Annotated in this window: 15 protein-coding genes; 3 read left to right on the forward strand and 12 right to left on the reverse strand. The window is 70.9% G+C overall.

Annotation, left to right across the window (positions count from 1 at the left end; all coding sequences use genetic code 11):
• Positions 1-225: 225 nt before the first annotated feature.
• From ilvC to IF78_RS0126355, 5 genes are all read right to left on the reverse strand, one after another.
• Complete coding sequence (ilvC, locus tag IF78_RS0126335) at positions 226-1,224, reverse strand: ketol-acid reductoisomerase (RefSeq protein WP_031485291.1); 999 nt, start codon at positions 1,222-1,224, stop codon at positions 226-228.
• 129 nt (positions 1,225-1,353) lie between these two features.
• Positions 1,354-1,878, reverse strand: coding sequence for an acetolactate synthase small subunit (ilvN, locus tag IF78_RS0126340; RefSeq protein ID WP_031485293.1), 525 nt, complete (start codon positions 1,876-1,878; stop codon positions 1,354-1,356).
• 22 nt (positions 1,879-1,900) lie between these two features.
• Positions 1,901-3,757, reverse strand: a complete 1,857-nt coding sequence (locus IF78_RS0126345) for an acetolactate synthase large subunit (protein ID WP_031485296.1) — start codon at positions 3,755-3,757, stop codon at positions 1,901-1,903.
• 237 nt (positions 3,758-3,994) lie between these two features.
• Entirely contained in the window at positions 3,995-7,057 is a 3,063-nt protein-coding gene (locus IF78_RS0126350; protein ID WP_031485297.1) for a putative bifunctional diguanylate cyclase/phosphodiesterase, read from the reverse strand.
• Positions 7,058-7,504: 447 nt separating this feature from the next.
• The gene (locus IF78_RS0126355) at positions 7,505-8,455 is read right to left on the reverse strand and encodes a 2-hydroxyacid dehydrogenase (RefSeq protein WP_031485299.1); all 951 of its coding nucleotides are present in this window, start codon (positions 8,453-8,455) and stop codon (positions 7,505-7,507) included.
• Positions 8,456-8,531: 76 nt separating this feature from the next.
• Between IF78_RS0126355 and IF78_RS0126360 the strand changes: the two genes are divergently transcribed.
• Positions 8,532-9,530: an aldo/keto reductase gene (locus tag IF78_RS0126360; RefSeq protein ID WP_031485301.1), complete on the forward strand. Its 999-nt coding sequence runs from the start codon at positions 8,532-8,534 to the stop codon at positions 9,528-9,530.
• A 168-nt stretch (positions 9,531-9,698) separates the two neighbouring features.
• A complete protein-coding gene (locus IF78_RS0126365) occupies positions 9,699-10,847 on the forward strand; it encodes a PQQ-dependent sugar dehydrogenase (RefSeq protein ID WP_031485303.1) in 1,149 nt (382 codons plus the stop codon).
• Positions 10,848-10,854: 7 nt separating this feature from the next.
• Here the strand turns inward: IF78_RS0126365 and IF78_RS0126370 are convergent, their stop codons facing one another.
• From IF78_RS0126370 to IF78_RS0126400, 7 genes are all read right to left on the reverse strand, one after another.
• A complete protein-coding gene (locus tag IF78_RS0126370; RefSeq protein WP_031485305.1) occupies positions 10,855-11,046 on the reverse strand; it encodes a DUF6191 domain-containing protein in 192 nt (63 codons plus the stop codon).
• A gap of 38 nt (positions 11,047-11,084) precedes the next feature.
• Positions 11,085-14,168, reverse strand: coding sequence for a helix-turn-helix transcriptional regulator (locus IF78_RS0126375; RefSeq protein ID WP_037641284.1), 3,084 nt, complete (start codon positions 14,166-14,168; stop codon positions 11,085-11,087).
• A 94-nt stretch (positions 14,169-14,262) separates the two neighbouring features.
• Positions 14,263-14,409: a hypothetical protein gene (locus IF78_RS48955; RefSeq protein ID WP_167348331.1), complete on the reverse strand. Its 147-nt coding sequence runs from the start codon at positions 14,407-14,409 to the stop codon at positions 14,263-14,265.
• 208 nt (positions 14,410-14,617) lie between these two features.
• The gene (locus tag IF78_RS0126385; RefSeq protein ID WP_031485309.1) at positions 14,618-15,163 is read right to left on the reverse strand and encodes a hypothetical protein; all 546 of its coding nucleotides are present in this window, start codon (positions 15,161-15,163) and stop codon (positions 14,618-14,620) included.
• A gap of 35 nt (positions 15,164-15,198) precedes the next feature.
• Positions 15,199-15,774, reverse strand: a complete 576-nt coding sequence (locus IF78_RS0126390) for a GNAT family N-acetyltransferase (RefSeq protein ID WP_031485310.1) — start codon at positions 15,772-15,774, stop codon at positions 15,199-15,201.
• Complete coding sequence (locus IF78_RS0126395) at positions 15,752-17,980, reverse strand: MMPL family transporter (RefSeq protein WP_031485312.1); 2,229 nt, start codon at positions 17,978-17,980, stop codon at positions 15,752-15,754. Before IF78_RS0126395 ends, IF78_RS0126390 begins: the two co-directional genes overlap by 23 nt.
• A 211-nt stretch (positions 17,981-18,191) precedes the next feature.
• Positions 18,192-18,575: a hypothetical protein gene (locus IF78_RS0126400; protein ID WP_063762206.1), complete on the reverse strand. Its 384-nt coding sequence runs from the start codon at positions 18,573-18,575 to the stop codon at positions 18,192-18,194.
• Positions 18,576-18,762: 187 nt separating this feature from the next.
• On the opposite strand from IF78_RS0126400, the gene IF78_RS0126405 reads away from it, so the two are divergent.
• Complete coding sequence (locus tag IF78_RS0126405; protein WP_031485316.1) at positions 18,763-19,572, forward strand: SAM-dependent methyltransferase; 810 nt, start codon at positions 18,763-18,765, stop codon at positions 19,570-19,572.
• Positions 19,573-19,633: the final 61 nt, after the last annotated feature.

A 19,633-nucleotide genomic window follows, 5' to 3' on the forward strand; every position in this document is an offset into this window, starting at 1 on the left:
TCCTCACAAGTCCAATGCGGACGGCCGTCCCGACGGCCGCAAGCGAGGGAGGGTGGTGGCCGCGTGGAAGACGCACGACGCTGTGGGCCTGACGCGTATGTTGTGCGCCAGTGTAGTGGCGCGGCAGAGGCCGTCCTGCGCCTCCGCGGAAGGATCACCCGTCCGTGATGCGACGGGTTGGACAAAGGGGCCGGAGCGGCATGCTCCGGCCCCGTCCGCTGAGGCTTACGCCTCCTCGTTCACCCAGCTCATGAGCTTGCGCAGCTCCTTGCCGGTGGTCTCCAGCAGGTGCTCGGAGTCCGCGGTCTTGTACTCGTTGTACTTCTTCAGACCGCCGTGGTACTCGTCCATCCAGGCCTGGGCGAAGGTGCCGTCCTGGATCTCGGCGAGGACCTTCTTCATCTCGGCCTTGGTGGCGTCGGTGATGATCCGCGGACCGGTGACGTAGTCGCCCCACTCGGCGGTCTCCGAGATCGACCAGCGCATCTTCTCCAGGCCGCCCTCGTACATGAGGTCCACGATCAGCTTCAGCTCGTGCAGGCACTCGAAGTACGCGATCTCCGGCTGGTAGCCGGCCTCGGTCAGCGTCTCGAAACCGGCCTTGACCAGGGCGGCCGTACCACCGCAGAGGACGGCCTGCTCACCGAACAGGTCGGTCTCGGTCTCCTCGGTGAAGGTCGTCTTGATGACGCCGGCGCGGGTGCCGCCGATGCCCTTGGCGTACGACAGGGCGAGCGCGAAGGCGTTGCCGGAGGCGTCCTGCTCGACGGCCGCGATGCACGGAACGCCGCGGCCCTCCTCGTACTGACGGCGCACCAGGTGGCCCGGGCCCTTCGGGGCGACCATGCAGACGTCCACGCCGGCCGGGGGCTTGATGAAGCCGAAGCGGATGTTGAAGCCGTGGCCGAAGAACAGGGCGTCGCCGTCGTTCAGGTTCGGGGCGATGTGCTCCTCGTAGACCTGGGCCTGGATCGGGTCCGGCACCAGGATCATGATGACGTCGGCCTCGGCGGCGGCCTCCGACGGCGTCACCACGCGCAGGCCCTGCTCCTCGGCCTTCGCCTTGGACTTGGAGCCCTCGTGCAGACCGACGCGGACGTCGACACCCGAGTCACGGAGCGACAGCGCGTGGGCGTGGCCCTGGCTGCCGTAACCGATGACCGCGACCTTGCGGCCCTGGATGATGGACAGGTCGGCGTCGGCGTCGTAGAACAGCTCGGCCACTTTGGGTTCTCTCCTTGTGTGCAGGTGTTGCGTCCCACCGTATGACGGCGGGGGGAAGGGAAGTTTCGGGGTCTCGCTATACGGGCGGAATCCGGACGGCCGGTGTCACCCGACCGTCCGAACGCGTCCCTATGCCGAGCGGTCGAGCGCCCGCAGCGACCGGTCCGTGATCGAACGCGCGCCGCGTCCGATCGCGATCGTGCCGGACTGGACGAGCTCCTTGATGCCGAACGGCTCCAGCATCTTCAGCATGGCCTCCAGCTTGTCGCTGGAGCCGGTGGCCTCGATGGTGACGGCCTCCGGCGAGACGTCGACCGTCTTGGCGCGGAACAGCTGGACGATCTCGATGATCTGGGAGCGGGTCTCGTTGTCGGCGCGCACCTTCACCAGAACGAGTTCGCGCTGAACGGCCGAACCGGGCTCCAGCTCGACGATCTTCAGCACGTTGACCAGCTTGTTGAGCTGCTTGGTCACCTGCTCCAGCGGCAGGTCCTCGACGTTCACCACGATGGTGATGCGGGAGATGTCGGGGTGCTCGGTGACACCGACCGCGAGCGAGTCGATGTTGAAGCCGCGGCGGGAGAAGAGGGCGGCGATCCGGGCGAGGATGCCCGGCGTGTTCTCCACCAGGACGGAGAGCGTGTGCTTGGACATGGTCTTTTTACGTCTCTCTCGCTCAGTCGTCTTCGTTGTCGCCGAAGTCGGGGCGGACGTCCCGGGCGGCCATGATCTCGTCGTTGGAGGTGCCGGCGGCGACCATCGGCCACACCATCGCGTCCTCGTGGACGATGAAGTCGACGACGACGGGGCGGTCGTTGATGGAGTTCGCCTCTTCGATGACCTTGTCGAGGTCGGCCGGGTTCTCACAGCGGATCGCGTAGCAGCCCATGGCCTCCGACAGCTTCACGAAGTCGGGGACGCGGGTGCCGGCGCTCGGCTGCTTGCCGTCCGCCTCCGGGCCGGAGTGCAGCACGGTGTTGGAGTAGCGCTGGTTGTAGAACAGGGTCTGCCACTGGCGGACCATCCCGAGGGCGCCGTTGTTGATGATGGCGACCTTGATCGGGATGTTGTTCAGGGCGCAGGTGGTGAGTTCCTGGTTGGTCATCTGGAAGCAGCCGTCGCCGTCGATCGCCCAGACGGTCTGGGCGGGGGCTCCGGCCTTGGCGCCCATCGCGGCCGGCACCGCGTAGCCCATCGTCCCGGCGCCGCCGGAGTTCAGCCAGGTGGCGGGCTTGTCGTACTGGATGAAGTGCGCGGCCCACATCTGGTGCTGGCCGACGCCCGCCGCGAAGATCGTGCCCTCGGGGGCGAGTTGGCCGATGCGCTCGATGACCTGCTGCGGGGACAGCGAGCCGTCCTCGGGCTGGTCGTAGCCGAGCGGGTAGGTCTCACGCCAGCGGGAGAGGTCCTTCCACCAGGCGCTGTAGTCGCCCTGGTGGCCCTCGGCGTGCTCCTTCTGGACGGCCTGGACCAGGTCGGCGATGACCTCCCGGGCGTCCCCGACGATCGGCACGTCGGCGGCCCGGTTCTTGCCGATCTCGGCCGGGTCGATGTCGGCGTGGACGATCTTGGCGTACGGCGCGAAGCTGTCCAGCTTGCCGGTGACGCGGTCGTCGAAGCGGGCGCCGAGGGCGACGATCAGGTCGGCCTTCTGCAGCGCGGTGACGGCGGTGACCGCACCGTGCATGCCCGGCATCCCCACGTGCAGCGGGTGGCTGTCGGGGAATGCGCCGAGCGCCATCAGGGTGGTGGTGACGGGCGCTCCGGTCAGTTCCGCGAGGACCTTCAGCTCGGCGGTGGCGCCGGCCTTGATGACACCGCCGCCGACGTAGAGGACGGGCCGCTTGGCGTTGGTGATCAGCTTGGCGGCCTCGCGGATCTGCTTGGCGTGCGGCTTGGTGACGGGCCGGTAGCCGGGCAGGTCCATGGTGGGCGGCCAGGAGAAGGTGGTCTTCGCCTGGAGGGCGTCCTTGGCGATGTCGACCAGGACCGGGCCGGGGCGGCCGGTGGAGGCGATGTGGAACGCCTGCGCGATGATCCGCGGGATGTCCTCGGCCTTGGTGACGAGGAAGTTGTGCTTGGTGATCGGCATGGTGATGCCGACGATGTCCGCCTCCTGGAAGGCGTCCGTACCGATCGCCTTCGAGGCCACCTGCCCGGTGATCGCCACGAGCGGCACCGAGTCCATGTGGGCGTCGGCGATCGGCGTGACCAGGTTGGTGGCGCCGGGGCCGGAGGTCGCCATGCAGACGCCGACCCGGCCGGTGGCCTGCGCGTAGCCGGTGGCGGCGTGGCCGGCGCCCTGCTCGTGGCGGACCAGGACGTGGCGGACCTTGGTGGAGTCCATCAGCGGGTCGTACGCCGGCAGGATCGCACCACCCGGAATGCCGAATACCGTGTCGGCGCCGACCTCCTCGAGCGAACGGATGAGGGACTGCGCACCCGTGACGTGCTCGGGGGCGGACTGCTGTCCTCCGGATCGGGGCCGCGGCTGCGGATTATGGGCCCCGGTGGCCTGCTCGGTCATCGGCATTCTCTTCTCGATGCTGAGGGTTTTTGCGAGGTTTGAGCGGAGTTTCGATGCTGCACGACTGGTGCCTGTGCAACAAAAAACCCCTCGTGCCGTAAGGCAAGCGAGGGGAGCGCGTCGGGTGTGGAGGCTGGGAGTTCCGGGTCTGTCCGGACGTCACCAGCTTCAGCCGACGCGCTTTCCAAGTACGAGGATTCGGGTGCGCATGGCACTGACCCTCCCCCCGCCGCCCACTCACTGTCAAGTGGGTGGGACGGGAGTCTCATTATGTGAGCGAAGGGCACTTCCGCCTCCGAGAACAGCGGCCACCCCACTGGTGTACACCCCCGAACCCCCTTCCATGGCTCGTTCACCTCCGGGGCGCCACAGCCCCTGCGGCTCTCTCGCGCCTCCCGCGAACGCGGGCTCCACCGGTCCGTGCGGGACCGGATAGTGGCCGGAACTGAGCGCCCGGCGCAGCCGGTACTCGTCCAGCGGCCCGGAGAACGCCATGCCCTGCCCGTGCGTGCATCCCATCGCGCGCAACGCGACCACCTGCTCCGGCAGATCCACGCCGTCGGCCACGGACTGCAGGCCGAGGTCGCCGGCGATCCGCAGCAGCCCACTGGTGATCTTGTGCAGCCGCGCGGACTCGACGACCCCCTCGACCAGACCGCGGTCGAGCTTGAGGATGTCGACGGGGAGCCGGCGCAGGGCCGTGATCGCGCCGTATCCGCTGCCGAAGCCGTCCAGGGCGACCCGGACGCCGAGTCTGCGCAGGCCGCTCAGGCGGCGTTCCAGTTCGTCCAGCGGGATACGGGGATCGAGGTCGGACATCTCGATGATCAGCGACCCGGACGGCAGCCCGTGCCGGGTCAGCAGCGCCTCGATCGAGCCGAGCGGCATCGACCGGTCCAGCAGCCGGCGTGCGCCCATCCGGACGGCGACGGGTACGGCGAGCCCGGTCGCGGTGCGTTCCGCGGCCTGCTCGACGGCCTCCTGAAGCATCCAGCGGCCCAGTTCGGCGGTCTTGTCGCTGTCCTCGGCCACCCGCAGGAACTCGGCGGGCGTGAACAGCACCCCTTGCGAGGACCGCCAGCGCGCCTGGGCGGCGACCGAGGTGATCCGGCCGTCCGCGAGGCACACCACCGGCTGGTGCAGGAGGGCGAACTCGCCGTCGTGCAGCGCGGCACGCAGGCGCGTGGCCAGTTCCGCCTTGCGTACGACGTCCTGCTGCATCTGCGGCTTGTACAGCTCGACGCGGCCCTTGCCGCCCGCCTTGGCGCGGTACATGGCCAGGTCGGCGTTGCGCAGCAGCTCGCCCGCGCCGAGGCCCGGCTCGGCGAAGGCCACGCCGATGGAGGCGTTGACCCGGACATCGTTGCCGTCGATGAGATACGGCTGCGACAGCGTCACCCTGAGGCGGTCGGCGAGCTCCAGGATGTGGCGTTCACGGGCGGCGCGGTCCCGGGTGTTGTCCCCGACGATCAGGGCCGCGAACTCGTCGCCGCCCAGCCGGGACGCGGTGTCCCCGTGCCGGACCGCCTCCTGGAGTCTGCGGGCGGCCTGGACGAGCAGTTCGTCCCCGGCCTGGTGTCCGATCGTGTCGTTGACGCCCTTGAAGCCGTCGAGGTCGATGAAGAGGACGGCCGTGTTGCGCAGGGCGAGGCCCCGGTCGGTGGCGCGGCGGCCGGACAGTGCCTGCTGGACGCGCTTGGTGAACAGCGCGCGGTTGGGCAGGTCGGTGAGCGGGTCGTGCTCGGCGTTGTGCTGGAGCTGCGCCTGCAGGCGCACTCTTTCGGTCACGTCCCGGCTGTTGAAGATGAGGCCGCCGTGGTGCCGGTTGACGGTCGACTCGACGTTGAGCCAGCCGCCCTCCCCGGACCGGAAGCGGCATTCGATGCGCGTAGTGGGTTCCTCAAGTGGGCTGGCGGCGAGGAAGCGGCGCACCTCGTGCACCACGCAGCCCAGGTCCTCCGGGTGGATGAGATTGGCCAGTTCGGTACCCACCAGCTCCTCGGCGGTACGGCCGTAGACCCCGGCGGCGGCCGGGGACACGTACCGGAGGATGCCGTTGGTCGCGGCGATCATGATGACGTCGCTGGAGCCCTGCACCAGGGAGCGGAAGTGGTTCTCCTTCTGCGCCAGTTCCTGGGTGAGGGTGATGTTGTCGAGCAGCATGATGCCCTGGCGCACCACGAGGGCGAGCACGACGGTGCCGCCGGTGATGAGCACGACGCGGTCGACGCTGCGGCCGTTGAGGACGTTGTAGAGGATCCCCAGTGTGCAGACGGCGGCGGCGAGGTACGGCGTGAGCGCGGCCAGGGAGCCGGCGATCGGCCGGGTGACCGGGTACCGGGTGTGATCACCTCCCTGTACGGGCGTGTGGTGGTGGCTCACGGTGCGCTGTCCGGGTACGTGCTCGTGCACCACGCGCGTGTGCCCCGTGTGGTGCCGGTCGGTCTCCTCGTGCCCGCGCCGGGGCGCGGCCCAGGGGGCGTACGCCAGGAGCAGCGAGCCGGCGAACCAGCCGGCGTCGAGCAGTTGGCCGGAGCGGTAGCTGTTGTGCAGCAGCGGTGAGGTGAACAGGGCGTCGCACATCACGGTCAGGGCGAGCGCGCCGATCGCCGTGTTGATTGCGGTGCGGTTCGCCGACGAGCGGCGGAAGTGCAGCGCGAGCACCATGCTGACCAGGGCGATGTCGAGCAGCGGATAGGCGAGCGAGAGCGCGGTGTGCGCCACGCTCGCGTTCGAGTCGATCTTGGCCGCCTGGGCCAGGGCGAGGCTCCATGCCAGCGTCAGCAGGGAGCCGCCGATCAGCCAGGCGTCCAGCCCGAGGCAGATCCAGCCGGCCTTGGTCACCGGTCGCTTGGCGAGCACCAGGAGCCCCACGATGGCGGGCGGCGCGAAGCACAGGAAGAACCCGTCGGCGTAGGAGGGGCTGGGCACGGGCAGTCCCAGGACGACCTCGTACCACCCCCAGACCAGGTTGCCGAGGGCAGCCATCGCCGAGGAGAGGGCGAACAGCAGCCAGGCGGGCCGAAAGCGGATACGGCTGTTACGGGCGTAGCGGAAGCAGGACACGGCGGCGGCGCCGGCCGCGGCGGCCAGCCCGAAGTCGCCCATGATCAGTGCCAGTTGGTCCGAACCCCAGCCGATCGCGGAACCGACGGCGTATCCCGCGCACACCAGGGCCAGAACGAGTTGCGGCAGCAGCCCCGAGCCGCGACCGCAGGACGACAGACGGGGCAGCATCGCGGACGGCGAGGGCCGTGCGCGCAGCGCCGAGTCGAGGGTGGTCGTGGGGGGCGGCGGGCTCACCATGCCCTCCCGGTCCGCGCCGCTCCCGGGTCCCGAGCGTCCCGGGGCGCCGGCTGCTCATGCCGCCTGCGGCCGCTGTGCCTGCGCTGGTGATGGCTGTGACGGCAGCCGTGGCTGCCGTGGTGGCCGCGTCTGCGCGCGACCGTACGCCAGGGTCGCCGCCGGCGGCCCCGCCGCGTCGGTTCGCTCGTCCATTGGCCGTGCATCGCCCGTCGCCCCCCTCACAAATCTGAAATGTCCATCCCCGGCGCCGACGGTGGCGGCGCAACCCCTGTCCGGACGATACACCAGTCTCGTCACTCAGGGACATAGTGCCTCTACGCTCCGTGACGACCTGGGCATATGCGAGTACGGACCGCTTCCACAGGGTTGCGGAGGGTACTCGAACCGGATGTAGAGGCCGTTACGCGCGGCGTGCGCGGCACCCGCGCGATGCTCGGCCCGTGAGCGTCACGCGCGCGTCGCGCCCGTCGTAAGGATCACGTTGCGCAAGGGCTCCCGGTTCACGTAACGACTCAACTGGTCCACCAGTAGCCGCTTGGCCCGCGGCAGGAACGCGGACGTCGGCCCGCCCACATGCGGGCTGATCAGCACGCCCGGCGCACGCCACAAGGGGTGTTCGCGCGGGAGCGGTTCGGGGTCGGTGACGTCCAGGGCGGCGGTGATGCGCCCGGTCTCCAGCTCGGCGAGCAGCGCCTTGGTGTCGACCACGGCTCCCCGGGCGACGTTGACCAGCAGCGCGCCGTCCTTCATCCGGGCGAGGAAGTCGGCGTTCACCAGGTGGCGGGTGGTGTCCGTCAGGGGCGTGGACAGGATGACGACGTCCGCTTGCGGGAGCAGGGCGGGCAGTTCGGTGAGCGGATGCACGGGTCCGCGCGCCGTGGTGCGCTCAGAGCGCGCGACGCGCGCCACCCGCGCCAGTTCAAAGGGCGCGAGCCGGTCCTCGATCGCGGCCCCGATCGAGCCGTATCCCACGATGAGGACGTTCTTGTCGGCCAGCGCGGGCCGGAAGCCGCCGAGCCACTCCCCCTTGTCCTGCGCCCGCACGAAGTCGGGGACACCGCGCAGTGAGGCGAGGATCAGGGTGAGGGTGAGTTCACCGGTGCTCGCCTCGTGCACCCCGCGCGCGTTGCACAGCCGCACGCCCGGCCGAAGGTGCCTGAGACCGGGCTCCACGTGGTCGGTGCCCGCGGAGAGGGTCTGGACGACCTCCACGGAGCTCATCCGCGGCAGGGGACGCTGCCCGAGCCCGGGCGGCTTCATGTAGGGGACGACGTAGAAAACGCACTCGGCGGGGTCGGCGGGAAAGTCCTCGGCGCCGTCCCAGAAGCGGTAGTTCGGCCCCTCCGGGAGGCCCTCGATCTCTTCCGGCGGGATGGGGAGCCATACGTCAGCAGTCATGGTCAGGAGGCTATGTGAGGCGAAGGGAAGTGCAGAGGTTAGGTTGGGGTGCCGGAAGAGGGAGGGTTACGGCCAGGTGGAGCGCAGGACGATCGGCGCGGCGGCACTCGCGGTGGGAGCCGTCGGGCTCGGGTGCATGCCGATGAGCTGGGCGTACAGCTCGTCGCGCCAGCGGGGCGAGGAGTCGCTCAGGGCGGTGCACCGGGCGCTCGATCTGGGCTCGACACTGCTGGACACCGCCGACATGTACGGTCCGTTCACCAACGAGCTGCTGGTGGGGCGGGTGTTGAAGGAGCGCCGCCAGGACGCGTTCGTCTCGACGAAGGTCGGCCTGCTGGTCGGCGAGCAGCACATCGTGGCCAACGGCCGCCCCGGCTATGTGAAGCGGGCCTGCGACGCCTCTCTGCGCCGCCTGCAGACGGACGTGATCGACCTCTACCAACTGCATCGCGCGGACCCCGAAGTCCCCGTCGAGGAGACGTGGGGCGCGATGGCGGAGCTCGTCCAGGCCGGAAAGGTACGGGCGTTGGGGCTGTGCGCGGTGGGCGCGCGAGGCGGCCGGCGCTCGGGAGCGCGCCTGCACGACGCGACGATCCGGCAGTTGCAGCGGGTGCAGCAGGTCTTCCCGGTGAGCGCCGTGCAGGCGGAGCTGTCGGTGTGGTCGCCGGAGGCGCTGGAGACGCTGGTGCCGTGGTGCGAGGCGCGCGGCGTCGGCTTCCTGGCGGCCATGCCCCTGGGCAACGGCTTCCTGAGTGGCACACTCACCCCCGGCGAGGGCTTCGAACCGGACGACGTCCGCGCCCGGCACCCGCGCTTCACCGCGGAGATGATGGCGTCGAACCAGCCGATAGTCGTCGGCCTGCGCCGAATAGCGGGCCGGCACGGCGAGGGGGTCACGCCCGCGCAGGTGGCACTGGCCTGGGTGCTGGCGCAGGGGCGGCACGTGGTCGCGGTGCCCGGGGCCAAGCAGGAGCGCTGGGTGCCGGAGAACGCGGCGGCCGAGGGCTTGCGGCTGACCGCGGAGGACCTGGCCGAGGTGGCGGAGCTGCCGGGGGCGCGGGGATCCTGGGACTGACGCCGCACGGGTCGCGGGACTGATCCTGGCCCGTCCCGGGCGAAAACCGGCCAGGCGCCGGTGCGCGGTGGTTCGACATTCATTGACCGGGAACCTGTGGGGCCCGAGCGGTGTAAGAAGAGTAGAACCCGCCGCGTCGAAGGGACCGTGATCGTGCAAGGTCGAGTTGTGACGGCCGTACTGGCCACGGCCGCGCTGCTGCTGACGGCCGGCTGCTCCTCCGACGACGGGGGATCGCCGGGCGAGGGCGGTAGCGCGGCGTCGAGCAGCGCTACGGCCGCGGGGTCTTCGCCCAGCCGGGCCGCCGAGGAGACCCCGCCTGCGCGGGGTTCCGTCAAGGTGGTGCGCACCGTCGCCGAGGGCCTGAACACCCCCTGGGGCCTGGCCCCGCTCCCTGACGGCGACCTGCTCGTCTCCTCCCGCGACGAGGCCACGATCACCCGGGTCGACGGGGAGACCGGCAAGAAGACCGAGCTGGGTGAGGTACCGGGTGTCTCACCGGCGGGCGAGGGCGGCCTGATGGGCCTGGCGCTGTCGCCGGACTTCGCCTCGGACCACATGGTCTACGCCTACTTCACCTCGGCCTCGGACAACCGCATCGTCCGCATGCTGTACGACGAGCAGAAGCCGTCCGGCGAACAGCTGGGCGCGCCCGACACGATATTCAAGGGCATCCCCAAGGGCTACATCCACAACGGCGGCCGGATCGCCTTCGGCCCGGACAAGATGCTGTACGCGGGCACGGGCGAGAGCGGTGACACCGGGCTTTCCCAGAACAAGGAGTCCACGGGCGGCAAGATCCTGCGCCTGACGCCCGAAGGCGAACCGGCCCCCGGCAACCCCTTCCCCGACTCCCCCGTGTACTCGTACGGCCACCGGAATGTGCAGGGCCTGGCCTGGGACGCCGAACAGCGCCTGTTCGCCGCCGAGTTCGGCCAGGACACCTGGGACGAGCTGAACGCGATCAAGCCGGGAGACAACTACGGCTGGCCGGAGGTCGAGGGCAAGTCCGAGGGCAGCGAGTACCACAACCCGCTGGCCCAGTGGGGCACCGACGACGCCTCCCCCAGCGGCATCGCCCACGCCGAGGGTTCCATCTGGATGGCCGGCCTGAAGGGCCAGCGCCTGTGGCGCGTCCCGCTGAACGGCACGGAGGCCTCGGCGGACCCGCAGGCGTTCCTGGAGGGCGAGTACGGCCGCCTGCGCACGGTCGTCCCGGCGGGCGGCGACAAGCTGTGGGTGACGACGAGCAACACGGACGGACGGGGCGACCCGAAGGACGGGGACGACCGGATTCTGGAGGTGCAGGTGAGCTGAGCGCCCCTCACTCCTCGCCGTCGGCCTCCTCCGCGGACGGCTCGGACCGCCGTACGACCACCTTCCCGGACGCGAGATCTATCGGCCCACGCCCGGGGTCGTTGTCCCCGACGTCCTCGCGGGTCAGTTCCAGACGGTTCTGCTCCTCGCGGGTGTGCTTGCGGCCGGGGGCGAAGAGTTCCTCGAACGCGTTGAACACGCAACCTCCCTTGACCGGCGTCCCTTACAGCGTAAACCTCAGCTTCTCGTTCCGGATGTGACCGTTTCAGCCGAGAACAACCCCATCCGATGCGCCATCGCGGCCGCTTCCCCTCTCCCCGAGACGCCGAGCTTCCCCAGGATGTTCGACACATGCACGCTGGCCGTCTTCGGTGAGATGAAGAGCGCCTCGGCGATCTGACGGTTGGTGCGGCCGTCGGAGACCAGGCGCAGGACGTCCCGTTCCCGGGTGGTGAGGCCGAGGGAGTCGGCCGGGTCGGTCGGGGGTGGGGGCGGGGCAGCCGTGAGGGAGAGACGGGCTCGCCGGGCCAGCTGGGCCGTGGCGTCGGCGAGGGGGCGGGCTCCCAGGTGGGTGGCGGTGGCCCGGGTCAGGCGGAGCAGTTCCGCGGCGCGGGCGCGCTCGTCCTCGCCGCCGAGCGCGAGCAGTGCCTCGGCGAGGCGGTGGCGGACCTGGGCGAGGTCGTAGGGGCGTTCCAGGGCTTCGAAGGCGGTCACCACGTCCGACCAGGTGTCGGGGGTGGCCCGGCTCTCGGCGCGGTCGAGTTCGGCTCGGGTCCACTTCTCGTAGGCCAGCCACAGGGGAGCGCCTGTGGTGAGCTTGCGGACGGCCTCGAAGAGCCGTTCCAGGAAGGCGGCGCGGCCCTCCTGCGCGGCGGGCAGGGCGTGGGTGTCGGACTCGGCGACGGCGGCGGCCAGCAGCAGCGGCCAGGCGTAGCGCTGGGTGCCGGGCGGGAAGCCGGCGTTCAGGGCCTGGTCGGCCTCGGCGCGGGCATCGAGGAGACGGCCCTCGGCGGCGGCTGTGCCGATGGTGAGGCAGGACATCGGCAGGTTGTTCTGCGGCATGGGGTCATGGGTGCCGTAGGCGGCGCGGGCGGCGGCGAGGTGTCGGGTGGCCTCGGCGAGGTCGCCGCGGGCGAGGGCGAGTTGGGCGAGGTGATTGGAGGCGCCGCCGCGCGGCTTGGCGGACTGACCGGTGCGCTGGGCGTTGACCGCAGCCTCGGCGGCCTCGTCCCAGTGGCCCAGGGAGAGCAGTGACTCGGCGAGGTTCGTCCAGATCCAGGCCTCGGAGTCGCGCAGGCCCCACTTCTGGGTCAGCCGCAGTCCCTCGCGTAAAAGCCCCACGGCCTCCTCGGAGCGGCCGATGCCTTCCAGGACGGACGGCAGGTTCACATGGCTGCGTCCGACGACTGCGGCGAGGCCGCGCGCCAGTACCTCGGCCCTGACCTCGTACATCTGGGCCAGTCCGGTCTCGATCTGTCCGGCCTCGACCATGAGTCCGCCGAGTGTGAGGCGTGCGTTCAGCTCGATGCCCTCGGCGCCCACCATGCGCGCGTACTCGACGGCCCGCTCGGCGGCCGACATGGCGTCGGGGCCGGGGTTGCGCAGAATCGACCAGTTGGCCGCGGTGGCGAGTACCTCGGCGTGTACCTCGGACGGTGGCAGACCGCGCACCAGCTCCTGGGCGGTGCCCAGCTCCTTCCAGCCGTCGCCGCGGGCCTGGGCCTGCACCAGGCGGGAGCGCTGGACCCAGAACCAGGCGGCGCGCAGGGGGTCGCCGTCCTCGTCCTCCAGGAGGCGCAGGGCCCGCTTGGTGATCTTCAGGGCGCGTTCGCGCTCCCCGCACAGCCGCCCGGCGACGGCGGCCTCGGCCATCAGGTCGAGGTAGCGCAGGGGCGTGGTCTCGGGGTCGCAGCCGCTGGGGGTCCCCCCGCGCCGTTCAGGCAGTGGGCGAGGATGGACCTCGGTGTAGTCGACGGGGCGCAGCGTGGCCCGTACGTCCTCGGGCGCGGCGTCCCACAGCTCCATCGCGCGTTCCAGCAGCCGCAGTTGCTCGGAGCGGGCGTGCCGGCGGCGGGCGGTGACGGAGGCGTCCAGGACGGCGGGCAGGGCCTTGGCCGGGTCGTGGGCGTGGTACCAGTAGCTGGCCAGCCGCATGACGCGCTCGTCGGCCGGGACGAGCGTCGGGTCGGCCTCCAGGGCTTCGGCGTAGCGGCGGCTGAGGCGAGAGCGCTCGCCGGGCAGCAGGTCGTCGCCGACGGCCTCGCGGACCAGGGAGTGCCGGAAGCGGTAGCCGTCGCCGCCGGGCGCGGCGATGAGGATGTTGGCGTTCACGGCGGCCCGCAGCGCCTCGATGAGGTCGTCCTCGGCGAGCCCCGCGACGGCGGCGAGCAGCCGGTACTCGACGGTGGAGCCGCCCTCGGCGACGATCCGGGCGACCCGCTGGGCGCTCTCGGGCAGCCCCTCGACGCGGACCAGGAGCAGGTCGCGCAGGGAGTCGGTGAGGCCGGTGCGGCAGCCCTCGTGGGCGGCGACGGCGAGTTCCTCGACGAAGAAGGCGTTGCCGTCGGAGCGTTCGAAGATCTCGTCGACCTGGGCCGGGTCGGGTTCCTGGGCGAGGATGCCGGCCATCTGGCGGCCGACCTCGGCGCGGTTGAAGCGGCCGAGTTCGATACGGCGGACCGTGCGCAGCCGGTCGAGTTCGGCGAGGAGCGGGCGCAGCGGGTGGCGGCGGTGGATGTCGTCGGAGCGGTAGGTGGCCAGGACGACGAGGCGGCCGGTGCGCAGGGTGCGGAAGAGGTAGGAGAGGAGGTGGCGGGTGGAGGCGTCGGCCCAGTGCAGGTCCTCCAATGCGACCACGACCGTGCGGCCGGCGGCGACGCGCTCCAGGAGGCGGGCGGTGAGTTCGAAGAGGCGGGCCATGCCCTCCTCGTCGGAGCGATCCGCTCCGCGGGGTTGGGCCGTTTCGCCCAACTCGGGTAGCAGGCGCGCCAGCTCCTCCTCCTGACCGGCGGCGGCCGCGGTCAGTTCCTCGGGCAGTTCGCGGCGCAGGGCGCGCAGCGCGGTGGAGAACGGGGCGAACGGCAGGCCGTCGGCGCCGATCTCGACGCAGCCGCCGAGCACGACGACGGCGCCCTCGCGGGCGGCGGCGCCGGCGAACTCCTCGACGAGGCGGGTCTTGCCGACCCCGGCCTCTCCCCCGATCAGCAATGCCTGCGGGTCGCCTGCGGCGGCTCGGGCTAGGGCGTCGTGCAGTGTCTCCAACTCGGTTGCGCGACCGACGAACACGGGGCTTACGGACCGGCTCTCCACGGGGTCGAGCATCGCACGGGGCGCCGACAGCAGGGCACCGGTTTTCGCCGCGCCCAGCATCGGGGTTGCCGTCTTCTGGGAGCTGCCGCCCATGCGCGGCCCGGCATCAATCCGCCGCCCCCTCGGCAGCGCGTTGCACGGCCTCGCGGCGGGCCTCACGACGGACCCGGACGGCCTCGCGTGCCAGGCGCTCGTGCTCGGCCTGGCGGATCAGTTCGGCGGAACGGATGCGGTGCAGCTCGTACTCGTACATGGCGGATTCCTCGTACGTCCTGGTGGGAGTCGGGTTTCGGCGTCGCTTTGCGCGATGCCTCCACCTTCGTCTCCCAGGCGGGTCCGCCACATCGGGAGAGTTCCGCATCTTCGCCGGTGGGTGGGGGCCTTAGATGCGCGTGAGGGGCCTCAGTGCGCCGTCCGAGGTGCTTACGGCGGCTCTGAGACCCCTCGGGATCCGCGGTGACTCAGCTCGCCGACGGCAGGCCGAGCAGGGCGTCGGTGTACTTGAGGACGGCCAGCAGCAGGCCGATGACGCCGAGCGCGACGCCGCCCCAGGCGACCGACTTGATCCACGGTGCCTGCGGCTTGCCGGGCGCCCCGAACGCGGGCCGGGCGAGCACCACGACGCCGACGATCAGCGCGGCCAGTGCGAAGACGCCGGCCCACAGGGCGGAGGCCTGCCAGGCGTCGCCGTAGACCTCCTTGATCTGCTTGGCGACGCTCGCGTTCGAGGCGGTCTCCAGCTGGCCGACCAGGGTCTCGCGCGCGGCGGCGACCGTGCCGATCCAGCCACCGGTCAGGGAGACGAGGCCGAGCGCCGCGGAGACCACCGCGCCCGCACCCTGCCCGACGCCGGACGGGGCCGCTTCCGTCGCCTCGGCGGCCACCTCCTCCTCGTGCTCGCTCCCGCCGACGACGTCGGCCTCGGCCTCGGTCGCCTCGGTGACGTCCACGTTCTCGTCGTCGGTCTTGGCCTCGGCCACGGTCTCGCCCACTGTCTTCGTTCCCATGTCTCGCACCGTACGGACGCTCTCTGAGAGGTGTCTTAATGATCGTTGTGTGCGGCACGCGCGCGTGCTTCACGCCACTCCGGGGCGAGGATCGACCACACCTCCAGGTCGTGCCGCACCCCACCATAGGGGTGCGCCTGCCGGCGTACGCCGTCGCGGGTCATTCCGAGGCGCCGCGCGACGTTCAGGCTGGGTGTGTTGCCGGAGGCGGCGACCCATTCGACGCGGTGGATGCCGCGTTCCTCGACCGCCCAGTCGATGAGCACCCGCATCGCCCGGGTGATGAGCCCGCGTCCGGTCGCGGCGGGCTCCAGCCAGCACCCGACCTCGCAGTTGCCGGTCACCGCGTCGAAGTTCAGCGTGAGGACCCCGCCGACGAGTTTCCCGTCGAGCCAGATGCCGTGGTACGAGGCCGTGTCCGCGGCGCGCATATCGGCGTACCGCTGGAGGGTCTCCCGTGCCGAGGTCACGTCAGTGGCGTTCGAGCCGAACGGGATGTACTGCCCGATGAACTCCCGGCCCCGCTCCAGGTTCGCGAGGAACTCCTCGGCGTGCCACGGCTCCAGGGGCCTCAGCTCGGCTCCGTCGTCACCCAGCGATATCGCGTACATCTCCCCGCTGCTCCTTCTCCAGTTCCGCCACGACGTCGGTGAGCCTCTCATGGGCGGAGCGGGACTCGGGCGGCTCGATGCTGATGCGGGGCATGCGCCTGTCGAGCCAGCGGGGCAGCCACCAGTTGGCGCCGCCGAGCAGGTGCATCAGGGCGGGGACGAGGAGCGTGCGGAGTACGAAGGCGTCCAGGGCGACGGCGGCGGCGAGGGCGATGCCGAACATGGCGATCACACGGTCGCCGCTGAGGACGAAGGCGAGGAAGACCGAGATCATGATGACCGCGGCGGAGTTGATCACCCGGCTGGTCTCGGCGAGGCCGACCCGGACGGCCCGCCGGTTGTCGCCGGTCTCCAGCCACTCCTCGTACATCCGGCTGACCAGGAAGACCTGGTAGTCCATCGAGAGGCCGAAGAGCACCGAGACCATGATGACCGGGAGGAACGGTTCGATCGGGCCCGCGCGGCCCAGGCCCAGCAGCTCGCTCCCCCAGCCCCACTGGAAGATCGCGACGACGACGCCGAAGGCGGCGGCGACGGCGGCGACGTTCATCGCGGCGGCCTTCAGGGGTATGCCGACGGACCGGAAGGCGAGCAGGAGCAGCAGACAGCCCAGGCCGATCACGACACCGACGAACAGCGGCAGCTTGCCGACGATGACGTCGGCGAAGTCGTCGTAGCCGGCCGTCATGCCGCCGACCTGCACATCGAGCGAGGTGCCGGTCTCGGCGCGCGGCAGGACCTCGGAGCGCAGCCGGTCCACGAGGTCGCTGGTCTGCCGCGACTGCGGGGAGGACTCCGGTACGACGGTGAGGTACGCGGTGTCGCCGCCGGAGTTGTACGTCACCGGGGTCACCGACGCGACGCCCTCGGTGCCCCGCAGGGTGGCGTCGAGGTTGTCGAGGGCGAGCTTGTCGTCGCCGCCGTCGACCTCGGTGACCAGGGTGAGGGGGCCGTTCACGCCGGGGCCGAAGCCGTCGGCGAGGAGGTCGTAGGCCTGGCGGGTGGTCGAGGACTCGGGGTTGTTGCCCTGGTCGGAGGTGCCCAGGCGCAGGCCCAGCGTGGGCAGCGCGAGGACCGTGATGACGGCCAGGGCTATCGCGCCGAGCGCCTTGGGGTGGCGCTCCACGAACGCCGACCAGCGCGCGGCGAACCCGGTCGGCAGCTCCGGCTCGGGGCCGTGCTCGGCGAGCCTGCGCCGTTCGCGGCGGCTGAGGGCCCGCATGCCGATGAAGGACAGCAGGGCGGGCAGCAGGGTCACGGAGGCGGCGACCGTCAGGACCACGGTCAGCGAGGCGGCGATCGCGACGCCGTTGAGGAAGCTGAGCCGGAGGATCAGCATCCCGAGCAGGGCTATGCACACGGTCGCGCCCGCGAAGACCACGGCCCGTCCGGTGGTGGCCACGGCGTTCGTGATCGACTCGGTGACGGGCAGCCCGCGCTTCAGCCCGCGCCGGTGCCGGGTGACGATGAACAGCGCGTAGTCGATGCCGACGCCGAGCCCGATGAGCATGCCGAGCATGGGCGCGAAGTCGGCCACCGTCATGGCGTGCCCGAGGAGCACGATCCCGGCGTACGCGGTGCCGACGCCGACCAGCGCGGTGGCGATGGGCAGCAGCGAGGCGGCGAGCGAGCCGAAGGCGAGGAACAGAACGACCGCGGCGACGGCCACCCCGACGACCTCGGCGAGGTGCCCGCCCGGCGACTCGGTGAGCCCGACGGCACTGCCGCCCAGCTCCACCTGGAGCCCGTCGGTCTCGGCGTCCTTCGCCGTGTTCACTACGGCCCGCGCCTCGCCCGCGTCGAGGTTCTCGGCACTGTCGTCGAAGGTCACGGTGGCGTACGCCGTGTGCCCGTCGTCGCTGATCTGGGCGCCGCCCTGCTTGCCGTACGGGCTGCCGACGGCCGCGACGCCCGGCAGCTCCGCGATCTCGGCCAGGGTGCGGGTCATGGTCTGCTCGACGTCGGCGGCGCGGACGGTGCCGGACGTGGTGTGCCAGACAACGGTGTCACTGTCGCCGCCGAGGCCGGGGAAGCCGTCCTCGAGGAGCCGGGTGGCGCGGCCGGCCTCGGTGCCCGGGACGTGGTAGTCGTTCGAGTACGCGGTGCCCGTGACGGCCGCGGCCGCGGTCACCCCGCCGAAGGCGAGCAGCCAGAGCAGTACGGCGACGAGGCGGCGTTGGACACACCAGCGTGCAAGAGCTGCCACGAACGTGCTCCCGGAGACGATTTTTGGATCTTTGGCCGGGAATCGTCGTTCATGAAGTGAACAGCCCGCAAAGAACGCATGAGCGATGTGAAGCAAACTCTCGCAGGCGAGGAAGATCATTTGCCGCGTTGGTGGGTTGATTCACCAGAATGGGAGGCAGATCACAGGACAGTAACGGTCACTCTGTCGGTCCTGAGTGACACCTTTCACATCAGTCGAACTGATCCCCCAGCGCCATCACCATCACCCCGGTGACGAGCAGCCACAGCGCCCGGCGGGTCCGCCCCCGCGATCCGAGGAAGGCCGCGAGCGCGCAGACGGCGGCGCCGAAGGCATAGGCGGCCGGGACGAGGGCCGGGGCGGATCCGGTGGCCCGCAGCGCCGACGCGGACAGCCCGGCGAGGGTGAGGAGCACCCCGGTCACGGCCGCCGTCCAGCGGGCCCGCCGCGCCACCTGGGCCGGGTCCTCGGTGCCCTCCGGATCTTCGGTGTGCTCGTCGTCTTCCGGGACTTCGGTCTGCTCGTCGTCTTCCAGAACTTCGGTGGGCTCGTCCTCCCGTGTCTCGGATATCTCGGAATCACCACGTCCACTCATGGCGGGCGAGCGTAGCGCGTCGCGCCGGAAACCGGATGCGGGGCCGTATGGCGGACTGCTAGCTTCCGAAGGTCAGCCACTGATCCGGCACACCGCCGCCGACCTGGGCAGGTGCATTGTTTGAGCGTCCGGCCGAGCTCCTCCGTATCCCCTTCCGCCTTCCAGGACTCAAGGAGCCCGTTCACCGATGCCAGACATCACCCCGAGGACCTCGACGAGTGAGGACCTCGCCAAGCGGCTGACCCACGCCCGCTACCCGCGCAGCAACAACTACGACGTCCGCTGGGTCATCGAGAACCAGATGGGCCCGAACGCACTCTGGCTGCTGGAGTGGCTGGCCCCCGCCCTCGGCCTGGACGCCCTGCGCCCGTGCGCACGCGTCCTCGACCTGGGCTGCGGCCGGGCGATGACCTCCGTCTTCCTGGCCAGGGAGTACGACGCCCAGGTCACCGCCGCCGACCTGTGGATCAAGCCCGACGACAACGCCGAGCGCATCGCCGAGGCCGGTTTCGCCGACCGTGTGCTGCCCGTGCACACCGAGGCGCACGACCTGCCGTTCGCCGAGGGCAGCTTCGACGCGATCGTGAGCATCGACGCGTACCACTACTTCGGCACGAACGACCTCTATCTGCCCACGCTCACCCGCCTGTTGAAGCCCGGCGGGCGGATCGGCGTCGTCGTACCGGCACTGCGGGAGGAACCGGACGGCATCGAGCCGCCGGACCATCTCAAGCCGTGGTGGGAGCCCGACTTCTGGTCCTTCCACACCGCCGACTGGTGGCGACGGCACTGGACGCGCAGTGGCGCGGTCGAGGTCGAGGCCGCCGACTGGCTGGACGACGGCTGGCGGGACTGGCTGCTGTGGTGCGACGTGGTCGCCGAGGAGAGCCCCGAGGAGTTCCACCGCACGATGGCCCGCCGGAACGGCGAGATGGTGCGGGCGGACGAGGGGCGCGCGCTGGGCTTCGTACGACTCGTAGGGCGCCGTAAGCCATAGCCCGCGAGCAGCGCCAGGCACGGCAACGGCCCCGGAGGACCCATGGGTTCTCCGGGGCCGC

The organism is Streptomyces bicolor (genome assembly GCF_000719285.1).
GTDB classification, from domain to species: domain Bacteria; phylum Actinomycetota; class Actinomycetes; order Streptomycetales; family Streptomycetaceae; genus Streptomyces; species Streptomyces bicolor.